Here is a 19,884-nt window from a genome sequence, read left to right on the forward strand (position 1 = left end):
GGCGTCAGGCGCGTGGGTAGCGGGTGAGCCAGCCCGGTGAGGATCCGGCCGGCCCGTGCAGCGCGGGGCCCTGGGTCATCTCCATGGCGAAGTCGTCGGCGAGTTCCAGGAGGGTGGGCCGCCCTTCGAGCTCGGCCAGCCAGGCGGGCGGCAGCGCGGTCTCCCCGTGCAGCGCCCCGAGCAGCCCGCCGGTCAGCGCGCCGGTAGCCCCCGACGGGCCGTCTTGGTTCACGGCGAGACAGAGCCCGTGCCGTACGTCCTCCCCCACCAGCGCGCAGTACACGGCTGCGGCCAGCGCCCCCTCCGCCGTACGGTCCCCGGCGAGTTCGGCGACCCGCGTGGGCGTGGGCATGCCCTGCCGCACGGCGCCCAGGGCGTGCTGGAGGGCGCCCGAGACCGACTCGTGGCCCGGTCGCGCCGAGAGCAGCGCGAGCGCCTGCTGAACGGCCGCGTCGAGGGTCTCCCCGCGGGCCAGCCCGTGCACGATGACGGCGTACGCCCCGGCCGACAGATAGGCCATGGGGTGGCCGTGGGTCTGCGCGGCGCACTCCACGGCGAGCTGCACCACGAGCTGCGGCTCCCAGCCCACGAGCAGTCCGAAGGGCGCCGACCGGGCGACGGCCTCCGGTCCGACCTCCCCGGGGTTCTTGGGCGCGTCCAGGGTCCCCATGTTCTCGTCCCCGAACCCGATCAGCAGCGGCCGGCTGGGATCCCGCCGGGCGTAGAGCCACTCCTCGCGTGCCAGCCACCCGTCCTCCTTGCGCCGCTCGTCCGGCCCCCAGTCCCGCTGGGTGGCCGCCCACCGCAGATAGGCGCGATGCAGATCGGTGGGCGGATGCCAGGCGCCGGTGTCCCTGCGCACCTGTGCGCGTATCAGCCCGTCGACGGTGAAAAGGGTGAGCTGGGTGAGATGGGTGACGGCGCCACGGCGGCCGTAGGAGAACGCGAGATCGACGATGCCCTCGACCCCGTACTGCTCCCGGATCCCCTCCACGTCGAGCTCGTCGACCGGCGCCCCCAGCGCGTCCCCGACCGCGGAACCCAGCAGCGTCCCGCGCACCCGGCTACGGAAATCCTGCTGTTCCACCCGGCCCCAGACGGCCCCGGCTGTCACACCCACCAAGACCTCCCCGACGGCAACGCCCGACACGACAGTTCGCCACTGTAATCGAACGGGGACGGTCGGTTCAGGGGGTGATATGGCCTACCTCAGCCGGTCGCGGGCGGCCCTCGCCGCTGTCGTGAGGTCCGCAGGCGGCGGCGGAAGGACTCCTCCTTCGTGTGTGAGGGAGTCCCGGGCCGCCGCCTCCAGGGTCTTCACCAGGAGGTCCAGGAGCGGCCCGTCCGGTGGGGCCGTGGCGAGAAGGTCCCGGCAGCGGGAGAACGCCGAGGCCGCCTCCGAGCGGTCGCCCAGCGCGCCGAGGGCGATGCCTCGGATGGCGTGGGCCACGAGGTGGCCGGGCTCCAGGGCGAGGAGCCGGTCCGCGTCCGCGATCACCCGCTCGTGGGCGCCGCGCGCCGCGTGGACGAGGGTCCGCTGGAGGAGGGCCCAGGCGTACGCCGGGTTCAGTTCCAGCGCCCGGTCGAGAGCCGTGAGCGCCTCCTCGTGGCGGGCCAGGTTCAGCAGCGACGCGCCCCGGCTCGCGTGGGCCGACGTGTAGTCGGGGTCGATGGTCAGGGCGCGGTCGTAGTCGGCGAGGGCCTCGGTGTCGCGGCCCGCCGCCCGGAGCGCGTCGCCGCGCTCGCAGTGGCCCCAGCCCCAGTCCGGCCAGAGGGTCAACGCACGGTCCAGGTCGGCCAGTTGGCGGGTGTGGTCGCCCAGGCTCCGCCAGACGCGGGCCCTGCGGCCCAGCGCCCACGCGTAGTCCGGTTTCAGCTCCAGGGCACGGTCGAAGTCGGCGAGGGCCGCGGCCGGGTCGCCGTGGCGTTCGTGTGCCGCGCCGCGGGAGGCCCAGCCGAAGTCACTGGCCGGATCGAGCCTGAGCCCCTCGTCGAGGTCCCGGATCGCCTCGTCGTGGTGGCGCAGGATGCGGTGGTACTCGCCGCGCAGGATGTGGTTGTAGGCATTGGAGGGCTCCAACCGCACGACCTCGTCGAGGACTTGGAGCGCGGCCTCGTGGTCGCCGGTCGCGCCCGCCAGGGTCACCGCCCTCGCGCGATGCGCCCGTACCAGGCCGGGGTCCGCCGCCAGGGCGCGGTCGTAGTCCGCCAGGGCCTGCTCGTACGCGCCGGACCGGGACAGGGCGTCGCCTCGGAGCGCCCACGCCTTCGCCCGCCAGGGTTCCGCTCCCCCGGCGCGGTTCAGGAGCAGGGCGAGAAGGGCGGCCTGTCCGCCCTCGGCGAGCGCCCGGTCCAGGTCCTGCCCCCAAGCCCGGACCGTCTCCGCGCCCGCGTCCTCGCCGGCGTCGGTCAGCAGCCGGACCCAGCGGCGCAGGACCTCGTCCCCGTGGTCGGCGACGTGGACGAGGTCTTCCAGGACGGCGGGCAGCGCGGTGCGGGGGGTGGCGCACAGGGAGTGGTAGGACTCCGCGAGCCGGAGGTCCCGCCAGGTCTCGTCGGGCCGGAACTCGCCGGGTTCCAGGCCGGTTTCGGCCTCTGTCCGCCACCCGGCGAAGGCCTGCGCGAGACGGGCGTGACGGTCCGTCCAGGTGCGCGGCGACCGTCTGCGCAGCAGGCGCAGTATCGGCGTCCGTACGACGTCGTGGTACCGGGTGCGCTCGCCGCGCTCGTCGACGAAGGGCAGATCCCGCAGCCAGCCGTAGAGGGTGTCGGCGTCCCGTTCGTCGCACTCGACGACGGCCCGGAAGACGTCGGCGTCCAGCCAGCGGGGCAGGGCGCAGGCCAGCGCGACACCCCTGCGGGCCGGGTCCCGTTCCCACTTCAGGAACCGTTCCACCGCGTCCGCGCTGGGATCTCCCACGTCGTCCGGGTCGCCGGGGCGGGCCTGGGCGAGAGTGGAGACCAGGACCGGGAGGCCGCCGGTGAGGCGCAGCACCTCGGCGACGACGGGTTCGGCCACCACGCCCCGGTCGGCGAGCAGACCGCGCGCCTCCGCCTCGGTGAAGGGGGCGAGGGGCAGATCCGTCATGAAGTCGGCGAAGCCGCCCCAGCGGGCGGTGTCGAAGGGGCGCTGCCCTGCGGTCACCACGACGACCGTGGCCGGCAGGGCGCCGTACCGGTCGCTGGTCATCATGTCGTGCAGCCAGCCGTCGAGGAACGGGCCGGTCCGCTCGTAGGTGTCGAAGAAGAGGACGATCCAGGGCGCGGCGGAGGCGGCCTCGGCGAGCTCGGCCAGGAGGACCGGAGTCAGCACCCGCTCCGGCGCCAGGACCAGCTGCACGTCCTCCTGGTCGCGGAAGCGGGCGCTGAGGCCCGCCCTCAACCGCTCGGCACCCTGGGCGAGCCGGCCGGCGTCGAGGACTCCCGCGAACGCCCCCACACCGGGCACCATGCCGAGCCCGACCAGTCCCGCGCGCGCCAGCGCCACGCTTCCCGCCGAGGGTTCCTCGGGTTCGGGGCCGACCACGGCGACGGTCGCCTCCGCCTCGTGCCGGCGCTCCCGGTACGTGGCGAGCAGCCGCTCCAGTTCCTTCAACCGCCTTCCCTGCGCGCCGAGTTGGGCGGCAATGGCGGCCAGCGCCTCCGGCACACCGCCCGCGCCCTCGTCGACGTACGCCGTCAGCGCCCCGCGCTCGCGGGCGATCTGCTCCAACTCCCGTACGAGGAAGGTCTTTCCGATGCCCGCGTGGCCGTGCACATGGAAGAGGAAGCGGTGCCGCTCGTCCTCCGGCGGCAGGTCGAAGTTCTCCCGGAAGGCGGCCCGTTCGGCGCCCCGGCCGACGAAGCCCGCCCGTCTGCGGCGCGCGATCAGCTCATGCATCGAAGGGCGTCTCGACGCCATCCAGACCCTCCCGGTAGCCGGTCCCACCACTTCACAGGGAGGATGGCTGTCATGTCCACCAACACAGCTACCGGGACCACAGTCACCACAACCCCCCACGACCGCGCGCTGACCCTCACGGCCGCGTTGCTCACCGCCGGTGTCGCCCTCTACATCGCGCTCGTCGCCTTCGGGAACATCACCGACTTCGGCACCAACCAGGCGTTCGTGCAGCACGTCCTGGCCATGGACACCACCTTCAAGGACGACGACCTGATGTGGCGGGCCATCACCAGCAAGGGCCTGCAGAACACCGCCTACGTGCTCATCATCGTCTGGGAGACCCTCGCCGCGCTCGTCCTCGGGTACGGCACCTGGCTCTGGGCGCGCCGGGACTTCGCACGGGCCCGCAGTGTCTCCACGTACGGCCTGCTCATGCTGTTGCTGCTCTTCGGTGCCGGGTTCATCGCGATCGGCGGTGAGTGGTTCTCCATGTGGCAGTCGAAGACCTGGAACGGACTGGACGCGGCGCTGCGGGTGTTCGTGTTCGCCGGGATCTCGCTGGTCGTGGTCGTGCTGAGCGACCGACGCGGCAGCGGCACCGACTGACCGACCCCGGAGTTACCCGACCACCGCGACCTTCGTCCCCGCCGTCCCGAACGTCCACAGCGCAGCGCCGTCCGCCGTCCGCATCCGGATGCCGCCGGTCGCGGTGTTCGACGCGGGCGGCGGGGACGAGCCGTCGACGGCGTTGGAGAAGGCGATGTTGACGCCCGACCTGGCGGAGAAGTACACGATGTGCTCGACCTTCACACCGTCCGAGCCGGTCAGCGGACCCGCGGCGCGGGTGCCGACCGTGTAGGTGCCGGGGGCGGGACTCACCGTCCCCGGCCATACGGCGAAGGTGCGGCGGGCCGCGTCGCTCGCGTCGACCAGCCACACCGTCTTCCGCGAGAGGGAGTAGACGATACGGCGCCCGGTGCCGGAGCCGTCCGGCACCGCGGCCGGCGCCTTCGGCTTCGTGGCGCCCGCGTGCGCGCCCGCCGACGCCGACGCGCTCGGCCGTGCGGCGGCCGCGCGCGGCTTGGTTCCCTTGTCGGCCTGCACGGCCAGGACGGCGACAGCGGCGATCGCTCCCGCCGTGAGACCGGTCACCCAGACCTTCGGGGCTGGCACGGCACGTATCTCCTCAGCTAAGGATCCCCGGCGGACGGGGGTCCGATCATCGTACTCACTCCAGCACGGGCAGAAGTTCCGGCAGATGCCCGTCCGAGGCCCGGGCCGCACGCTGCCGCTCCTCCGTGACCTCGCCGTACAGAGTGGTGCGCGGGCGGGCCGGCCGCCCCGCCGCGTCCGCCACCGCGATCAGGTCCTTGACCGACTTGTACGAGCCGTAGGAGGAGCCCGCCATCCGCGAGATGGTCTCCTCCATCAGGGTCCCGCCGAGGTCGTTGGCTCCCGAGCGCAGCATCTCCGCCGCCCCCTCCGTGCCCAGCTTCACCCAGCTGGTCTGGATGTTCGGGATGTACGGGTGCAGCAGGAGCCGCGCCATCGCCGTCACGGCGCGGTTGTCACGGGTGCTCGGGCCCGGGCGGGCGATGCCGGCCAGGTAGACGGGCGCGTTGGTGTGGATGAAGGGCAGGGTCACGAACTCGGTGATGCCGCCGGTCCGCTGCTGGATACGGGCCAGGGTGCGCAGATGGCCCAGCCAGTGCCGGGGCTGGTCGACATGGCCGTACATCATCGTGGAGGTCGACGGGATGCCGACCTCGTGCGCCGTCGTGATCACCTCGATCCAGGTCGCCGTCGGCAGCTTGCCCTTGGTGAGGACCCAGCGGACCTCGTCGTCGAGGATCTCGGCCGCGGTACCGGGGATGGAGTCCAGACCGGCCTCCTTCGCGGCGATCAGCCACTCCCGGATCGACAGGCCGGTGCGGGTCGCGCCGTTGACGACCTCCATCGGCGAGAAGGCGTGCACATGCATACCGGGGACGCGTTCCTTCACCGCCTTCGCGATGTCGAAGTACGCCGTCCCGGGCAGGTCGGGATGGATGCCGCCCTGCATGCACACCTCGACCGCGCCCACGTCCCATGCCTGCTGCGCGCGGTCCGCCACCTGGTCCAGGGAGAGGGTGTAGGCGTCCGCGTCGGTGCGGCGCTGCGCGAAGGCGCAGAAACGGCAGCCGGTGTAGCAGACGTTGGTGAAGTTGATGTTCCGGGTGACGATGTACGTCACATCGTCGCCGACCGCCGCCCGGCGCACGTCGTCGGCGATCCGGGTCAGCGCGTCCAGCGCCGGGCCGTCCGCGTGGAGCAGGGCGAGCGCCTCGGCGTCCGTCAGCCGGGTCGGGTCGTCGGCGGCGGTGCGCAGGGCCTCGCGCACATCGGTGTCGATGCGCTCGGGCACCATGCCGGGCGCCGCCGCCTCCCGCAGCTCGGCCCAGTCGCCGTACACCTCGTCGAAGTCCTCGCGCCGGTCGGACGTACGGCCCTCGGTGTCGATGGAGGCGTGCAGATCCGTGCGGCCCGACGCCACGAAGGCCTCATCCGGCTCCTGCCACGGGCGGCCCTCGACGGTCGCGTCCGGGAGGGCCAGGCCCGTCCGCGGGTCCGCCAGCGCCCGTACGTGCGGACGCAGCCGCGGGTCCAGCCAGGGCTCGCCGCGCCGCACGAACTCCGGGTACACGCAGAGACGTTCCCGCAGCTCGAACCCGGCCGCCGCGGAGCGCTCGGTGAGCTCCTCGATCTGCGGCCAGGGGCGCTCGGGGTTGACGTGGTCGATGGTCAGCGGGGAGACCCCGCCCCAGTCGTCGATGCCCGCCCCGAGCAGCCGTTCGTACTCGCCCTCGACGAGGTTCGGCGGGGCCTGGATGTTGGCGGCCGGGCCCATGACTAGGCGGGCGACGGCCACCGCGGCGACCAGTTCGTCCAGCTCCGCGTCCGGCATGCCGCGCATCGCGGTGTCCGGCTTGGCGCGGAAGTTCTGGATGATCAGTTCCTGGACGGAGTGGTAGGCGCGGGAGATCCTGCGGAGCGCGAAGAGGGACTCGGCCCGCTCCTCGTACGTCTCCCCGATCCCGATCAGGATCCCGGACGTGAAGGGGACCGAGGAACGGCCCGCGTCCTCCAGGACGCGCAGACGGACGGCGGGCTCCTTGTCGGGGGAGCCGTGGTGGGGGCCGCCGGGCTCGGACCAGAGGCGGGTGGCGGTGGTCTCCAGCATCATGCCCATGGACGGCGCGACCGGCTTGAGCCGCTGGAAGTCGGTCCAGGACAGCACCCCCGGGTTGAGGTGGGGCAGCAGGCCCGTCTCCTCCAGGATGCGGATCGATATGGCCCGGACGTAGGCGATGGTGTCGTCGTAACCGTGCGCGTCGAGCCACTCCCTGGCCTCCGGCCAGCGGTCCTCCGGCTTGTCGCCGAGGGTGATCAGGGCTTCCTTGCAGCCGAGGGCCGCGCCCTTGCGGGCGATGTCGAGGACCTCGTCCGGGGACATGAACATCCCGTGCCCCGCGCGGCGCAGCTTGCCGGGGACGGTGACGAAGGTGCAGTAGTGGCATTTGTCCCGGCACAGCCGGGTGAGGGGGATGAAGACGCTCTTCGAGTACGTGATGACGCCGGGGCGCCCCGCCTGTTCGAGGCCGGCGTCCCGTACCCGGGCGGCGCTCGCGGCGAGGTCGGTGAGGGCCTCGCCGCGAGCCTGGAGGAGGACGGCCGCTTCGGTGACGTCGAGGGACACGCCGTCACGGGCGCGTTTGAGGGCGCGACGCATGGAGTTGTCGGTGGGACCGGCGCCACCGGGGCGTTCGGTGGGACCGGTTCCGGGGGCCGCGGAAGTCGTCATTCTTTGAGCATACGTTCGGCTTGATCAGGCCAAAGTGGCGCCGGCCCTCCACCGGAACCCCGCTCGTTACACGGTGTCACTGGAGCCGCTCAGGAAGGTGCCGTACTCGTCCAGCATCCGCAGCACCTCCGGTTCCCCCGCCGGCGGCAGCTGTACGACGACCTCCTCGATGCCCAGGTCCGTGTAGTGGGCGAGCTTGCCCGGGGTCGGGAAGACGGCGTACGGGACGACCTGCAGCGCCTCCGGGTCGCGGCCCGCGTCCGCCCAGGCGGCCCGCAGCACCGGCAGGGACTCCGTCAGGCCGCGGCCCCCGATGGGGAGCCAGCCGTCGGCGTACTCGGCGATGTGCGAGAAGAGCTTGGGACCGGCCGCCCCGCCGATGAGGGTGCGGGGTCCGACGACCGGCCCGCGCGGCTTCTGGACGGGCTTGGGGTAGGCGGAGGAGGCCCGTACGCCCTGGCCGAACTCCCCCTCGTACGCCGTCGGTTCCTCCGTCCACAGCGCCCGCATCAGCGCCATCCGGTCCCGGACCAGCTCCCGCCGGGTACGCCACTCGACACCGTGGTCGGCGGCTTCCTCCACGTTCCACCCGAAGCCGAGGCCGAGGGTGAAACGGCCTCCGGAGAGATGGTCGAGGGTGGCGATCTGCTTGGCGAGGTCGATCGGGTCGTGCTGGGCGACCAGGGTGATGCCGGTGCCGAGGGCGAGCCGCTCGGTGACGGCGGCGGCCTGGCCCAGGGCGACGAAGGGGTCGAGGGTGCGGCCGTACTCGGGCGGGAGCTCGCCGCCCGCCGGATACGGGGTCGTCCGCTCGACCGGGATGTGGGTGTGCTCGGGCAGGTACAGGCCGGCGAAACCGCGCTGCTCCAGCTCACGGGCGAGCCGGGTGGGGGCGATGGTCTCGTCCGTGAGGAAGATCGTTACGGCGATTCGCATGACCTATCTGTACCGGGGCCGGGATCAGATGTCCATACCGACCGGTCGGCATTCAATCCGCGGCCGGAGAGCGGGTCCGGGACGGGCGGGACGGGCGTGACGGGCGTGACTGGCGGGACCGCCACCGTGATGGTGACCCGGACCAGACAGGGCGTACGCGGGGTGGAACCGAACCCGAACCGCACCGGGGGCTCGACCCGGGCGAGCCGGCTGAGCGGTCGGAGTGAGTGGGGTCTTCTTGTCGCCTTCGCTCCTCCGCGCTCACCCGGGTCGCGCCACCAGGTGTGCCGCCCGTGCGGAAGGCACTGCTGAACCGGGTCGGGTCCGACAGCACCTCGCGGACATCCGCGTAGGGAAGAACGAGATACGCGGGCACGCCGAACGGCGCCATCATCCGCACCGCGCCTTCACCGTCGCGCGCCTGGGCCAGTTTCTCGACCGGGTCGAAGGCGTTGCGCCGCATCTGCGGCGGCACCTTCGGCGTTGCCGTCATGGTCTGTCCACTGTCCTGGTTGTTGTGGAGCCCTCTGTGTCGGCGGCGCGTCAGGCCGGCAAGGCGGCCGCATAGGGCACGCCGGTCAGGTCCTCCGAGAGCTGCCACAGTCGCCGTGCGGTCTCCGGGTCCTCGGCCGCGGGGTCGGGATGGAGCGTCGTGGGATGTCCCCGCAGGTGTCGGAAGCCGTCGGGACCGAAGAGCTGTCCACCCTCGACAGTGGGCGCGGTCGCCGCGTACAACGTGGCCAGGGCGCCCGACGCGGCGTCCTGGGCGACCAGTGCGCGGCCGAGTGTGACGAAGGTCCGCAGGGGGCCGGTCGGGCCACTGGTCATCAGGTTCGTGGCCGAGAAGCCGGGTTGGGCCAGCAGGCTGCGCACGGGGCTGCCCGCCGCGCGCAGGCGACGGTCGAACTCCAGGGCGAACACGACCTTGGCGAACTTGGACTGCCGGTAGAACCGCATCGGCGCGTACGAGGTGGCGCCGGTCAGGTCGTCGAAGGGGATGCGGGCGCCGTGGTGCAGGGCCGAGGTGACGGTCACCACCCGCGGATCGCGGCCGGCGTGCAGCAGGTCCAGCAGGAGGCCGGTGAGGGCGAAGTGGCCCAGATGGTTGCTGGCGAACTGCACCTCCTGCCCGTGCCGGTTCAGCGTGCGGGGCGGCGCCATCACGCCGGCGTTGTTGACCAGGACGTCCACGCCGGTCCCGCGGTCGTGCATCCCGGCGGCGAATGCCTTGACGGAGTCGAGGTCGGCCAGGTCCAGACGCCGTACTTCCAGGCGCGCGCCGGGCTGGGCATCGCCGATCTCCGCGGCGGCTCGACGTCCTTTGTCCTCGTCGCGCACGGCCAGTACGACGTGCGCCCCGTGCCGGGCGAGCTCTCGGGCGGTGGCCAGACCGAGGCCGCTGTTGGCGCCGGTCACAACGGCCGTCCGGCCGTTCAGGTCAGGGATTCTGTCAGCGGTCCACTTGCTGTCTACCATGTTTCCCAGGCTGCCATTTATGACTCAGTGTGTCAATCTTTTCCTGGTGAGACCGAACTAGCGCGATGTAGCATATGGTGGTGGACACGACGAGAGCTCCCGCGGTCAACCTGGCCGAGCGCAAGCGTCAGCTCGTACGCGACGAACTGACCCAAGCCGCCGTCCATCTGTTGGCCAACAAGGGATTCGACGAGACGACGGTCGACCAGATCGCGGCCGCCGTGGGCATGTCGCGCCGCACGTTCTCCCGCTACTTCGAGTCCAAGGAAGACGTCATCGTGCACATGCTGGCGGGATCCGGCACACAGCTGTGCGCGGAACTGCGCGCCCGGCCCGCCGACGAGTCACCCGCAGTGGCACTGCGTCACGCCCTGTCGGTGTTCACCGCGATGATGGCCGGCGATCCGGCGAAGACGCAGTCCCTGACCAGGCTGGTCCTCGACACCCCGGCCCTGCTGGCCCGCTTCCTGGAGCGGCAGACGCACTGGCAGGACGAGATGACGACGATCCTGGCCGAACGCACCGGCCTCGCCCCGGAGACCGACCTGTGGCCGAGGCTCGCCGCCGGTGTCGCACTCACCGCGTTCAACACGTCGCTGCGTCGCTGGTCAGAGGGCGCCGGCACCGTCGATATGGACGAACTGCTCGACGAGGCTTTCACGGCCGTCGCGCCGACTCTCGCCCTCGCCATCGGCGCGAACTGACTCCCGAACCCCGGCTGCTGCCGACGGTGCGCGGTGCGGGCTGCCCACACCCAGCCGGCATCCGCGCCGATGTCATAGATCCCGTACGGCACCGAAGAGTTACTGATCGGCAGCCCCCTGATCTCCCGGGCCTTCATCCGGGCGAAGGTGTGCTCGACGCGGGCACGAACTCCCATGTGGGAGCGGTTGCGCGGTTCCGCGTCCGGTGCGTCCGGCCAGGCGCGCGGGACGGCCGGCCGTAGCCCGTAGGCGGCCTGGACGGCGGCGATCGCCTGCTCGTAGGTGGCCGTCCCGGTGTCGATTGTCAGCCGCACAACCGCCCCTGACGTGATGATGTGCTCGTGGCCCCCATCCTTCCCGGCGGTCAGCCGCAGCTGTCCACAGGGGAGGGGCCCAAGGCTTGGGCAAAGTCGCTGCTGGGGCCGGTAGGTGACGGTCTGTCCGGTTGCTGGCCGTGTCCCGGCTTCCGTGATCATGGGAGTGTCTACGCCCCGTGATCCCGATGGAAGACCGTGCCCGTATACGCATCCCCCGATCCAGCCCGCTCTTGACCTGCTCGGCGCCCAGCCGCCGGCCGCCCCCGAGGAGTTCCCGGGGCCGCTGGAGCGCCTGGCCGAGATCCCGGACCCACGTGATCCGCGCGGGGTGCGCCACCGGCTGGTCGTGGTGCATGCGCTGACCGCGTGCGCGGTCCTGACCGGCGTGACCTCGCTTCTCGCAGTGGGCGGGTGGATCGCCGACGCGCCCGCACACGCGCTGGAAGCCCTCGGCCTGCGCCCCGATCCGGTCATGCCGGGGCGCGACCTGCCCGCCGAGAGCACCGTGCGCCGGCTGCTGGCCCGGCTGGACGGTGACGCCCTGGACGTGGCACTGGGCCGATGGCTGGCCGATCGCCGCACCGCGACCGGCGGCGCGGCGCGTGCGCTCGCGGTGGACGGCAAGTCCTTGCGCGGCGCGGCCAGAGCGGGCGGCCGGAAGATCCACCTGCTGGCCGCACTCGACCATGCCGGCGGCCTGGTCCTGGCCCAGCCTGACATCGGCGAGAAGACGAACGAAGTCACCCGCTCCCAGCCGCTGTTGGAATCGATCGCCGACCTGGCCGGGGCGGTCACAGGAAGACGTTCACGGGAGAGGATCTTTTGGGAAGGGGAGGAGAGAGGGGCCGGGAAGGAGCGCGCGGGCGCCCCTTCCCGGGAGCGGCCGAAGGGCGGGACGTGCCGGCCGCCGGGGCCGGCGATGCCGATAACCGTCAATGATCACCCGTTCTCGGCTCGGGCGGGACAGCTGTGTCAGTCCTCGATGGAGAGGGCCGCCAGGGACCGCATGGCCGGATCGCTGTGCCGCGAACCGTCCCAGACGGTGCTGAGCCGGGTTATCCTGCCCGCGCTGTCGAGCTGCAGTGCGGTGACGCCGCTCAGCTCCGGCCTGCCGTCCACGACCCACTCGTAGCCGCCGCCTTGTGCGCTGCCGAGCACGTGGCGGACCACCGCCCCCGGCCCGTACGGCAGCTGGGGCAGCGCTCGCTGGAGGTAGCGGCCGATCGCCAGCCGTCCCTCCAGGCCGGCTCTCGTGGTCAGGTCCTCGAAGACGGCGTCGGCGGAGAACAGCGCTGCGCTGTGTGCGGCGTCGCCCGCCGCCATCGCGGCGGCCAGTTGACGGGCGACCCTGTCGATGACCGGGGATGCGTTCTGCCGTACTTTGTCCACGCCGAGGGTGCGCGGGTACTGGTCGTCCGGGGCGCGGCCGGTGATGGCGGGATTGCGTCGCCCGTCCCAGTAGTCGACCTGGCGGGTGATCCTGCCGTCCTTGAAGTCGAACGTGGAGATCGCGCGGATTTCCGCCCCGAACATTTCGGGTGTGTCGACGAAGTGGACGATGGCGCTGTGGGTGTCGCCGAAGATGCGCAAGGGGTATGCCAGCGCGCCCGCTGGCCAGCTGCTCATGGCCTGGGTGTTCCCTTCCTTCAAGGTGGTCCAGTCGGTCACGGCGACGCTGCCGCCGAGAACGGCGTCGTAGTAGCCGACCTGGGACCGGAGGAAGTGCTCCGTGAAGGCGTCGGGGTCATGCAGGCTCTTGGCCGTGAAGTAGCTGCGGAAGAAGGCCACTGCCCTCTTGGAGGCGTGGCTGGTGTCCGCGATATCAGGGTAGAGACCGGCGCGGCGTTCGGCTGGTCCGGAATGTGTCGTCGCCGGTGCGGCCCCGGCGGCCGGAGCGGAACCAAGAAGTGCCAGGCCGGCGGCAGCGCCGCCGACGGTCAGGAATGCTCGTCTGTCCATCATGAACCGTTCTGGGACGTGGGCCGTTGTGTCGGCGGCCCGGGCAGGCAGGTGTGCAGGTGGGATGCGATGGGCACGGCATCATGCCCAGCCAGGTCGAAACGGGTTAAAGGGGATGGGTCGGCATCGGTGTGCGATCACGAGCGTCCGGGTTCCGAGGCCGGAGCAGGTGCTGCTGTGGCCTTGTCGTGGCCGAGGTGAGGTGGCCGGTGACGCGGGAGGTCTTGGCGTAGGCGGCGATCGTGGCGAGCAGGACGGTGCCGATCGCCGGGGCCGTGCGGCCTGCTCAGATCGTGATGACGAGCTTGCCCCGGGCGTGGCCGGTCTCGCTGCGGGCGTGGGCCTCGGCGATCCGGTCGAGGGGGTAGGTGGCTTCGATGTGCGGGACGTACGCTCCCGCCGCCCCCAGCTCCGCGGCCTCCACCAGCGAGGCCGGCGTGGCGACGTCGGGGGCGAGCGAGAGACGGGTGCCGTGCTGCTGAGCGGTCGGGTCGGCGATGGAGACGACGGCTGCCGGAGTGGGTGCGATCTTGACGAGGTCCGGCACGGAGCCGGCGCCCGCCACGTCGGCGACGGCATCCACACCGGCGGGAGCGAGCGCGCTCACGCGGTCCGCCAGCCCGGGCCCGTAGGTCGTGGGTGTGGCGCCGAGCGAGCGCAGGTATTCCTGGTTGCCCTCGCCGGCGGTGCCTATCACGGTGGCTCCGCGGGCGACGGCGAACTGGACCAGGGCACTGCCGACACCACCGGAGGCACCCTCGACCAGCAGCGTGCTGCCCGCACCGACCTTCAGCTCGTTCAGCACGCGGACCGCCGTCTCGGCCGCCACCCCCACGGCCGCGGCCTGCTCCATCGTCCACGCGTCCGGTACCGGCGCCCATTCGTAGAGCACCGCGTACTCGGCCGTGGTCCCCACGGCCGAGTTCCCGAACACCCGGTCGCCGACGGCGACACCCGCAACGCCGTCACCGACCTCGTCCACCACTCCGGCCGCGTCCCGGCCCGGGATCTTCGGGAACTGCAGCGGCATCATCTCCTTCAGGTACCCGGCCCGGAGTTTGACGTCGATCGGGTTGACACTGGCGGCCTCGACCCGGATCCGGACCTCGCCCGGACCGGCGTGCGGCTCGGGCACCTCCTCGACCCTCAGCACCGACGGGTCGCCGTACTCGTGATAGGTCACTGCTCGCATCGAAAAGGACCTCCAAGTTCTTTGTGGAATCGGGTAATTGGGAGTCGATAGTTGGAGGGGTGGTGGGCTGTGGGTGGGCGCCCTGCTGCGGGGCGCTCAGGCGGCCTCGGTGACCGTGACGACGACCTTTCCGCGGGCGCGTTCCGTGTGGCGACAGACCATCGCGTCGGCCGTGTCGCGCGGCGGGTAGGTCCGGTCGATGACGGGTGTGAGCTTTCCGGCCGTGACGACCTCGCTCAGCTGCTCAAGGACCGAGGCGGGTTGACGCCGGCCGCGGCGACGCGGATCCGGATCTGTCCCGGGCCGGCGTGCGGCTCGGGCACCTTCTCGACCGTCGACACCGGCGGATCTCCGTACCGGTGGTAAGTCACTGCTCGCACCGAAGGACGCCTCTCAGGTCGCGTGGGCGCAGGACCCACCGCCCGTCTGCGGGCACCACGCAAGTGGAGCCCTTCCTTCACTTCACCGTAGCATGAAAGTGGCGGATGTCCGCCACTTGTGCGACCGTGGAGCCGTGACCGAACGAACCCCGCCCGAGCGACCCCTGCGCGTCGATGCCGCCCGCAACCGCGCCCTGATCGTGGCCGCAGCACAGCGCGCCTTCGCCGAATCCGGCCTGCAGGTACCGTTCGACGAGATCGCCCGGCAGGCCGGGGTCGGCGAGGCCACCGTGCACCGCCGGTTCCCGGACCGCGCGTCGTTGATCGCCGCCGCGTTCGGCGACAAGATGCGCGCCTACGCCGACGCGGCCGCCGAGGCCCTCGCCGACCCGGACCCATGGCGCGGGTTCTGCGGCTACGTACGCCGCGTATGCGCCATGCAGTCCGGCGACCGCGGCTTCGCCGACCTCCTCACCCTCACCTTCACCCCAGTCAACCCAGCAATCGAGGAGCTGGAGAACCGGCGTGACAGCGCCTACAACGACTGGGTCACCATCGTCGACAAGGCCAAAGCAGCCGGCCGGCTCCGGCCGGACTTCCACCCCCACGACATGGCCGTACTGCTGATGGCCAACGCAGGCATCGTCGCCGCCACCGCGGCCACCGCACCCGAAACCTGGCAGCGCCACGTCGAATACCTGCTCCAAGCCTTCGCCGCCGGCAACCCCCAGCCGCTACCGCCACCGCCCGCACACGACGCCCTCTACCGGGCCATGCAACGCACCCAAGGCATCATCCCCGACCCGCCACCCAGCAACGACCCACCGCCATGAGACGATCCACCGCCATGACCGGAACATCCCTGCGGTCACATCACGGTCTCGAGTGATCCCCTCAGACGCCGAGGCAGCAGGGCGGTTGCGAGTTCCGGGATCGCGTAGATCGTCCGCGTGGGGCGGGAGTTGACGCGGTAACAGCACAGGCACGAGACCGGTGATCATCAGGGTGTCTGCCTGCTGCTGCGGCTGCGGCTGCGCAGTTGTCTGCCGGAGACGAGGGCGACAGCACCCAAGACACTGAAGACGAGGGCAGCGCAGAAGCACTCGTCCTGGGCACCAAGTTCGTCGTCTTCTCCACCCGGCACCGCGGCTACCTGCGCCGTGTCTCCCTGCGCTACGCCCACGTCCCCCACGACCAGCAAGGCGGAGAAGCCGCCGTAGCGCTCCAGCTCGCCTGCGCCATCTTCGACGAAGCCAGCGGCTGCATGGGCGTCCTGTACGACGGCGCCATGCGCGGCATGCACCGCGACGTCATCGCCCGCCGCGGCAGACTCCTCATCAACAAGCAGCAGGAAGGGGCCCGGACTCGATACATCCGCACTCTCGACCACCCCCGCTGCCGCCATGAACTCTGGTCCAAGGACGGCCGAGTCCACGAGCGTGTGTACCTGGACAACGGCACCAGCACCCTCCTGCCCGTGCCCATCCGCAAGCTCGAGCGCCGCCCCGGCACCCACACGCACCGCCGCCCAGCGCGTTTCCCCGCTCTGCATCTGCAGGGACCTGACCTGCGGCTTTATGGTTTACTCAAGGTCATGGACGCATTACTCAAGGTGGTGAACAGTTGTGTGGCGTGGCGGTGCGTGAGGGCTGGCCGGTGATCGATCGCAACCCGCTCCCGACCGACCGCGTGGGCAGGGACCGGTGACCCGCTGGGTACGAAGGGTCGAGGGGGACAGCCGTGGTGGCCGCTGTCGCCTATTCGTCGGTACCCGTGTTCTCGCTGTGAGCGATCCGCCAGAGCAGGAGGGCGACGGTGGCGCGTTGACGCCCGCCCGGTTTGGCGATCGGGTACCCGAGCTGGGACGCGAGCCAGGTGAGGCGTTCCTGGAGAGTGGAATGGTGTATGTGAAGCAGTGCGGCGGCCTGCCGCAGGCTGGTCGGATCAAGCACCGCCTGCAGGGTGTCGATCACCCACGGGCGGGTGGCCCGCACCTCGTCGAGGCGGCGTACGTCCTCGACGGCCCCCGCCTCCTGCGCAGTGATCCGCTCGGCGACGGCGGCCAGGGCTCCGAGGCTGTCGAACGCCACGATGCTCGGACCGACCCCGTCCACGCGGTCGGCCAGTCGCAGCGCGACACGGGCCTGCTCCATAGCGGTCGGCAGGTGTGCGGGCTCCTGCGCGACCGCCGTTCCGGCTCGCACACCCTGGGGCAGCACCGGTGTGCCATGAAGCAGCGTGACGTGGTGCTTCCCGATCCGGGTGCCGCGCGGTGTCCACGGCCCCGCCGAGTCACTGACGACGACGGTCACGATGCCGGTGGTGAGGCCCAGCCTGGCGACCGCGTCGTGACGGTCGGCCTCCGAGGCATCGGGATCACAGGCGATCCTCACCGCAGATCCGGCCGAGGGAGGGGCCGAGTCCCTGGTGAGAGTCTGGACCGCTTTGGCCGACCGTTCGAGGATGAGGGCGTCCAGCGGCCCGTCCGTACCGCTGCGCTCCAGCCACACCCATGACCCCGGTCGGCCCGGGACAGCGGTGCGGGCTCTGGCCTGGGAAGGGCCTGTGTCCTCGGGCAGTGCGTGTCCGTCGGAGGCATACCGCCGGGTGATCCCGCGACCGGCGTCGTGCAGGCCGGCGGCACATCCCGCCAGCGCGGCGGCCGCACGGACCACAGCCGCGAGCGGCGCCCGCTCCTCGACCAGGCTGTCGAAGTGATCGATGACGCTCAGCGCACTGGCTGCCGCGTCGTCGACGACTTCCAGCCTGCCGATGAGATCACGCACGCCAACCTCCCGCATCCTTTGCCGCACCGACGCCGTGTCCGTGGCCGGCCCGGCTCCTCAGACCTCCAGGGCGCGCCGTACGAATTCGTCGCGGGTCGCGTTGGAGGCGCGCGACACAGCCGCGTGGGCCGCCATGAGGTCGAATCCGTGGAAGCCGCCTCCCCACATGTGGAGATCGACGCTCACGCCCGCTTCTGACAGGCGCCGCGCGTAGGTGAGGATCTCGTCGCGGAAGGTCTCCGCCGAGCCGGTGTCGATGTAGGTGCGAGGCAGACCGCTGAGGTTTTCGGCGCGGGCCGGAGCGGCGTACGGCGACACGTCCGGGCCGCCGCGCCGCTCACCCAGCAGGGCGGTCCAGCCCCACAGGTTGTCGTTGCGGTCCCATATTCCCTCCCTGTCCAGCATGCGGCTGCTGTGCGTCTCGCAGCGGTCATCGAGCATGGGGCAGATCAGCACCTGGTGGCTGAGGTTGGGGAAGGCACGGTCGCGTGCCATCAGCGCGATACCGGCCGCCAGGCCACCCCCGGCGCTCGTTCCGGCGATGAGCAGGCGATCGGGGTCGATCCCCAGATCAGCCGCATTCTTCGCCGTCCACACCAGCCCTGCGTAGCAGTCCTGCACCGGAGCGGGGTCGGGGTGCTCCGGGGCCAGTCGGTACTCGACCGACACCACGACGGCGTTGCCTTCTGCGACATGAGGGAGCAGCAGATCCACCCCCTGCCGGCGGCTTCCGCCGACCATCCCACCGCCGTGAATGGAGTAGATGCCCGCCTTCGGCCCGCTGTCCCGCACGGGGCTGAGGATGAGTAGCGTGATGTCCGGCGCGCCGTCCGGCCCGGGGACCTGGCGCTCCTCCACTTTCACTGCCCCGCCTGCTGTCAGGTCGACCGGTTCCACACCGTAGCCCTCCCCCGAGGCCTGCCGCATCATCGTGAGGGTCTCCTGCGACAGAGGGGGGATCATCGCGCGCATGGCCTCTGCGACGGGAGCCAGTTCGGGGTCGAACGCCGGGCGGGTGGTCACACTGCCGAGGATGTCTGCTGTCGTTCGATCGGCCATCGTTCTCTCCTTCGGGAACGAGACGGGCACCTGTGGCCCCCACTTTCAGGGGCAGGCTCCGGTGGAGAAACCCGCAGGCGGCGGGAAATGTTTCCGTTCACCCCGCCAGATGGCGGGGTCCGGGGGCTCGGGGCGGACGGCGAGTGGTTCTGCGCGTCCGGCCTGAGGTGGACCAGGACCCGTGCGCCGGCGGGGCACAGTGGCATTGGATGATTCGTACGTACTCGGCCGTGCGGGAGTCCATGGAGACCTCTTCTCGTGGCGACGTGGGACGGTTCACGGTTCACCCAGGACCAGGGGTACCCACGCAGGTCGTACCCCGTTTCGCGGGGGGTGCGTCGGGCACCCGGCATGCCCACGGGCCGATCCTGCGGAGGCTGCCTGGTCCCGGCAGTCCGCGAGGGCTTCACCCACCGAGGTCATGACCGGCCGAGGCCATGAGGGGCCGACCCGTCCGGCTGTGAAGGAGGAAGTGCCGTGTGCCGCCTTTTCGGTCTCAGCAGCGCCCCGGAACGCACCCATGCCACCTTCTGGCTCCTCGACGCCCCCGACAGTCTCAGCCGGCAGAGCCACCACGACCCCGACGGCACCGGCCTCGGGCACTTCGGAGCGGACGGGGTGGCGCACATCGACAAGGCGCCCATCGCCGCCTACCGGGACCGCGCCTTCGCCGAGGAGGCCCGGCAGGTGCGGTCGGCCACCTTCGTCGCCCATGTGCGGTTCGCCTCCACCGGCAGCCTGGACGCCCGCAACACCCACCCCTTCGAGCAGGACGGACGCCTGTTCGCACACAACGGCGTCATCGAGGGCCTCGACGCACTCGACGCCCAGCTCGGCGAGGACCGGTCGCTCGTGGCGGGCGACACCGACTCCGAGCGGTTCTTCGCCCTGATCACCCGGGAGATCCGGCGCACCGGCGGAGACGTCCGTGCCGGCATCGAGCGGGCCGCGCGCTGGATCGCCGGGAACCTGCCCGTGTACGCCCTCAACCTGATCCTCGTCACCGCCGACGAGCTGTGGGCGCTGCGCTACCCGGACACCCATGAGCTCTACGTCCTCGAGCGCGCGGCCGGCGGTCTGCACGGAACCCGGCACCTCGACCACAGCGGCAGCCACGGCCGTATGCGCGTCCACTCCGCCCACCTGGCCGGGCACCCCGCCGTCGTCGTCGCCAGCGAGCGCATGGACGACAACCCCGGCTGGCGCCTCCTGGAGCCCGGAGAGCTCCTCCACGTCGGCTCCGGTCTCCACACCACCGGCCGTGTCGTGCTGCCGGACCCGCCGGCCCACCGGCTCACCCTCGACGACCTGCGACCGGACGCCGCCGCCTCCCAGCGTGCCGCCTGACGCG

The 19,884-nt window shown here is 71.5% G+C and carries 16 protein-coding genes and 1 pseudogene; 6 read left to right on the forward strand and 11 right to left on the reverse strand.

Going from position 1 to position 19,884, the window contains the following annotated elements; all coding sequences use genetic code 11:
• Positions 1 to 4: 4 nt before the first annotated feature.
• Both ABZT17_RS23025 and ABZT17_RS23030 read right to left on the reverse strand, forming a co-directional pair.
• Positions 5 to 1,120, reverse strand: a complete 1,116-nt coding sequence (locus tag ABZT17_RS23025; protein WP_356351442.1) for an ADP-ribosylglycohydrolase family protein — start codon at positions 1,118 to 1,120, stop codon at positions 5 to 7.
• Positions 1,121 to 1,204: 84 nt separating this feature from the next.
• Positions 1,205 to 3,880: a tetratricopeptide repeat protein gene (locus tag ABZT17_RS23030; RefSeq protein WP_356351443.1), complete on the reverse strand. Its 2,676-nt coding sequence runs from the start codon at positions 3,878 to 3,880 to the stop codon at positions 1,205 to 1,207.
• A gap of 72 nt (positions 3,881 to 3,952) precedes the next feature.
• On the opposite strand from ABZT17_RS23030, the gene ABZT17_RS23035 reads away from it, so the two are divergent.
• Entirely contained in the window at positions 3,953 to 4,489 is a 537-nt protein-coding gene (locus ABZT17_RS23035; protein WP_356351444.1) for a DUF2165 domain-containing protein, read from the forward strand.
• Positions 4,490 to 4,501: 12 nt separating this feature from the next.
• On the opposite strand, the gene ABZT17_RS23040 is transcribed toward ABZT17_RS23035, so the two are convergent.
• The 4 genes from ABZT17_RS23040 to ABZT17_RS23055 all read right to left on the reverse strand — a co-directional run bounded on the left by ABZT17_RS23040 (position 4,502) and on the right by ABZT17_RS23055 (position 10,136).
• Positions 4,502 to 5,065, reverse strand: coding sequence for a hypothetical protein (locus ABZT17_RS23040; RefSeq protein WP_356351475.1), 564 nt, complete (start codon positions 5,063 to 5,065; stop codon positions 4,502 to 4,504).
• A gap of 46 nt (positions 5,066 to 5,111) precedes the next feature.
• The gene (locus tag ABZT17_RS23045; protein ID WP_356351445.1) at positions 5,112 to 7,724 is read right to left on the reverse strand and encodes a bifunctional FO biosynthesis protein CofGH; all 2,613 of its coding nucleotides are present in this window, start codon (positions 7,722 to 7,724) and stop codon (positions 5,112 to 5,114) included.
• A gap of 66 nt (positions 7,725 to 7,790) precedes the next feature.
• Positions 7,791 to 8,660, reverse strand: coding sequence for an LLM class F420-dependent oxidoreductase (locus tag ABZT17_RS23050; RefSeq protein WP_356351446.1), 870 nt, complete (start codon positions 8,658 to 8,660; stop codon positions 7,791 to 7,793).
• 543 nt (positions 8,661 to 9,203) lie between these two features.
• Complete coding sequence (locus tag ABZT17_RS23055; RefSeq protein ID WP_356351447.1) at positions 9,204 to 10,136, reverse strand: oxidoreductase; 933 nt, start codon at positions 10,134 to 10,136, stop codon at positions 9,204 to 9,206.
• 80 nt (positions 10,137 to 10,216) lie between these two features.
• Here ABZT17_RS23055 and ABZT17_RS23060 point away from each other — a divergent pair, with 80 nt between their 5' ends.
• Positions 10,217 to 10,840 carry a TetR family transcriptional regulator gene (locus tag ABZT17_RS23060; protein WP_356351448.1) on the forward strand — a complete coding sequence of 208 codons (624 nt, stop codon included), beginning with the start codon at positions 10,217 to 10,219 and terminating at the stop codon, positions 10,838 to 10,840.
• Positions 10,841 to 11,314: 474 nt separating this feature from the next.
• Positions 11,315 to 12,289 (forward strand): transposase family protein, encoded by a 975-nt coding sequence (locus tag ABZT17_RS23065; protein WP_356351449.1) that lies wholly within the window; start codon positions 11,315 to 11,317, stop codon positions 12,287 to 12,289.
• A 1,113-nt stretch (positions 12,290 to 13,402) separates the two neighbouring features.
• Here ABZT17_RS23065 and ABZT17_RS23070 read toward each other — a convergent pair.
• The 3 genes and pseudogenes from ABZT17_RS23070 to ABZT17_RS23080 all read right to left on the reverse strand — a co-directional run.
• A complete protein-coding gene (locus ABZT17_RS23070) occupies positions 13,403 to 14,308 on the reverse strand; it encodes an NADP-dependent oxidoreductase (protein WP_356351450.1) in 906 nt (301 codons plus the stop codon).
• A 96-nt stretch (positions 14,309 to 14,404) separates the two neighbouring features.
• Entirely contained in the window at positions 14,405 to 14,548 is a 144-nt protein-coding gene (locus tag ABZT17_RS23075) for a zinc-binding dehydrogenase (protein ID WP_356351476.1), read from the reverse strand.
• Positions 14,549 to 14,565: 17 nt separating this feature from the next.
• Positions 14,566 to 14,688: pseudogene (locus ABZT17_RS23080) on the reverse strand (NADP-dependent oxidoreductase); the annotation flags it as partial.
• A gap of 134 nt (positions 14,689 to 14,822) precedes the next feature.
• Between ABZT17_RS23080 and ABZT17_RS23085 the strand changes: the two are divergent.
• Both ABZT17_RS23085 and ABZT17_RS23090 read left to right on the forward strand, forming a co-directional pair.
• Entirely contained in the window at positions 14,823 to 15,521 is a 699-nt protein-coding gene (locus ABZT17_RS23085; protein ID WP_356351451.1) for a helix-turn-helix domain-containing protein, read from the forward strand.
• A 206-nt stretch (positions 15,522 to 15,727) separates the two neighbouring features.
• Positions 15,728 to 16,348: a hypothetical protein gene (locus ABZT17_RS23090; protein ID WP_356351452.1), complete on the forward strand. Its 621-nt coding sequence runs from the start codon at positions 15,728 to 15,730 to the stop codon at positions 16,346 to 16,348.
• A gap of 97 nt (positions 16,349 to 16,445) precedes the next feature.
• On the opposite strand, the gene ABZT17_RS23095 is transcribed toward ABZT17_RS23090, so the two are convergent.
• Complete coding sequence (locus tag ABZT17_RS23095; RefSeq protein ID WP_356351453.1) at positions 16,446 to 17,474, reverse strand: helix-turn-helix domain-containing protein; 1,029 nt, start codon at positions 17,472 to 17,474, stop codon at positions 16,446 to 16,448.
• A 57-nt stretch (positions 17,475 to 17,531) separates the two neighbouring features.
• Positions 17,532 to 18,533: an alpha/beta hydrolase gene (locus ABZT17_RS23100; RefSeq protein ID WP_356351454.1), complete on the reverse strand. Its 1,002-nt coding sequence runs from the start codon at positions 18,531 to 18,533 to the stop codon at positions 17,532 to 17,534.
• Positions 18,534 to 19,010: 477 nt separating this feature from the next.
• Here ABZT17_RS23100 and ABZT17_RS23105 point away from each other — a divergent pair, with 477 nt between their 5' ends.
• Positions 19,011 to 19,880 carry a class II glutamine amidotransferase gene (locus ABZT17_RS23105; protein WP_356351455.1) on the forward strand — a complete coding sequence of 290 codons (870 nt, stop codon included), beginning with the start codon at positions 19,011 to 19,013 and terminating at the stop codon, positions 19,878 to 19,880.
• Positions 19,881 to 19,884: the final 4 nt, after the last annotated feature.

It is taken from the genome of Streptomyces sp. NPDC005648 (assembly GCF_040605395.1).
Lineage (GTDB): Bacteria > Actinomycetota > Actinomycetes > Streptomycetales > Streptomycetaceae > Streptomyces.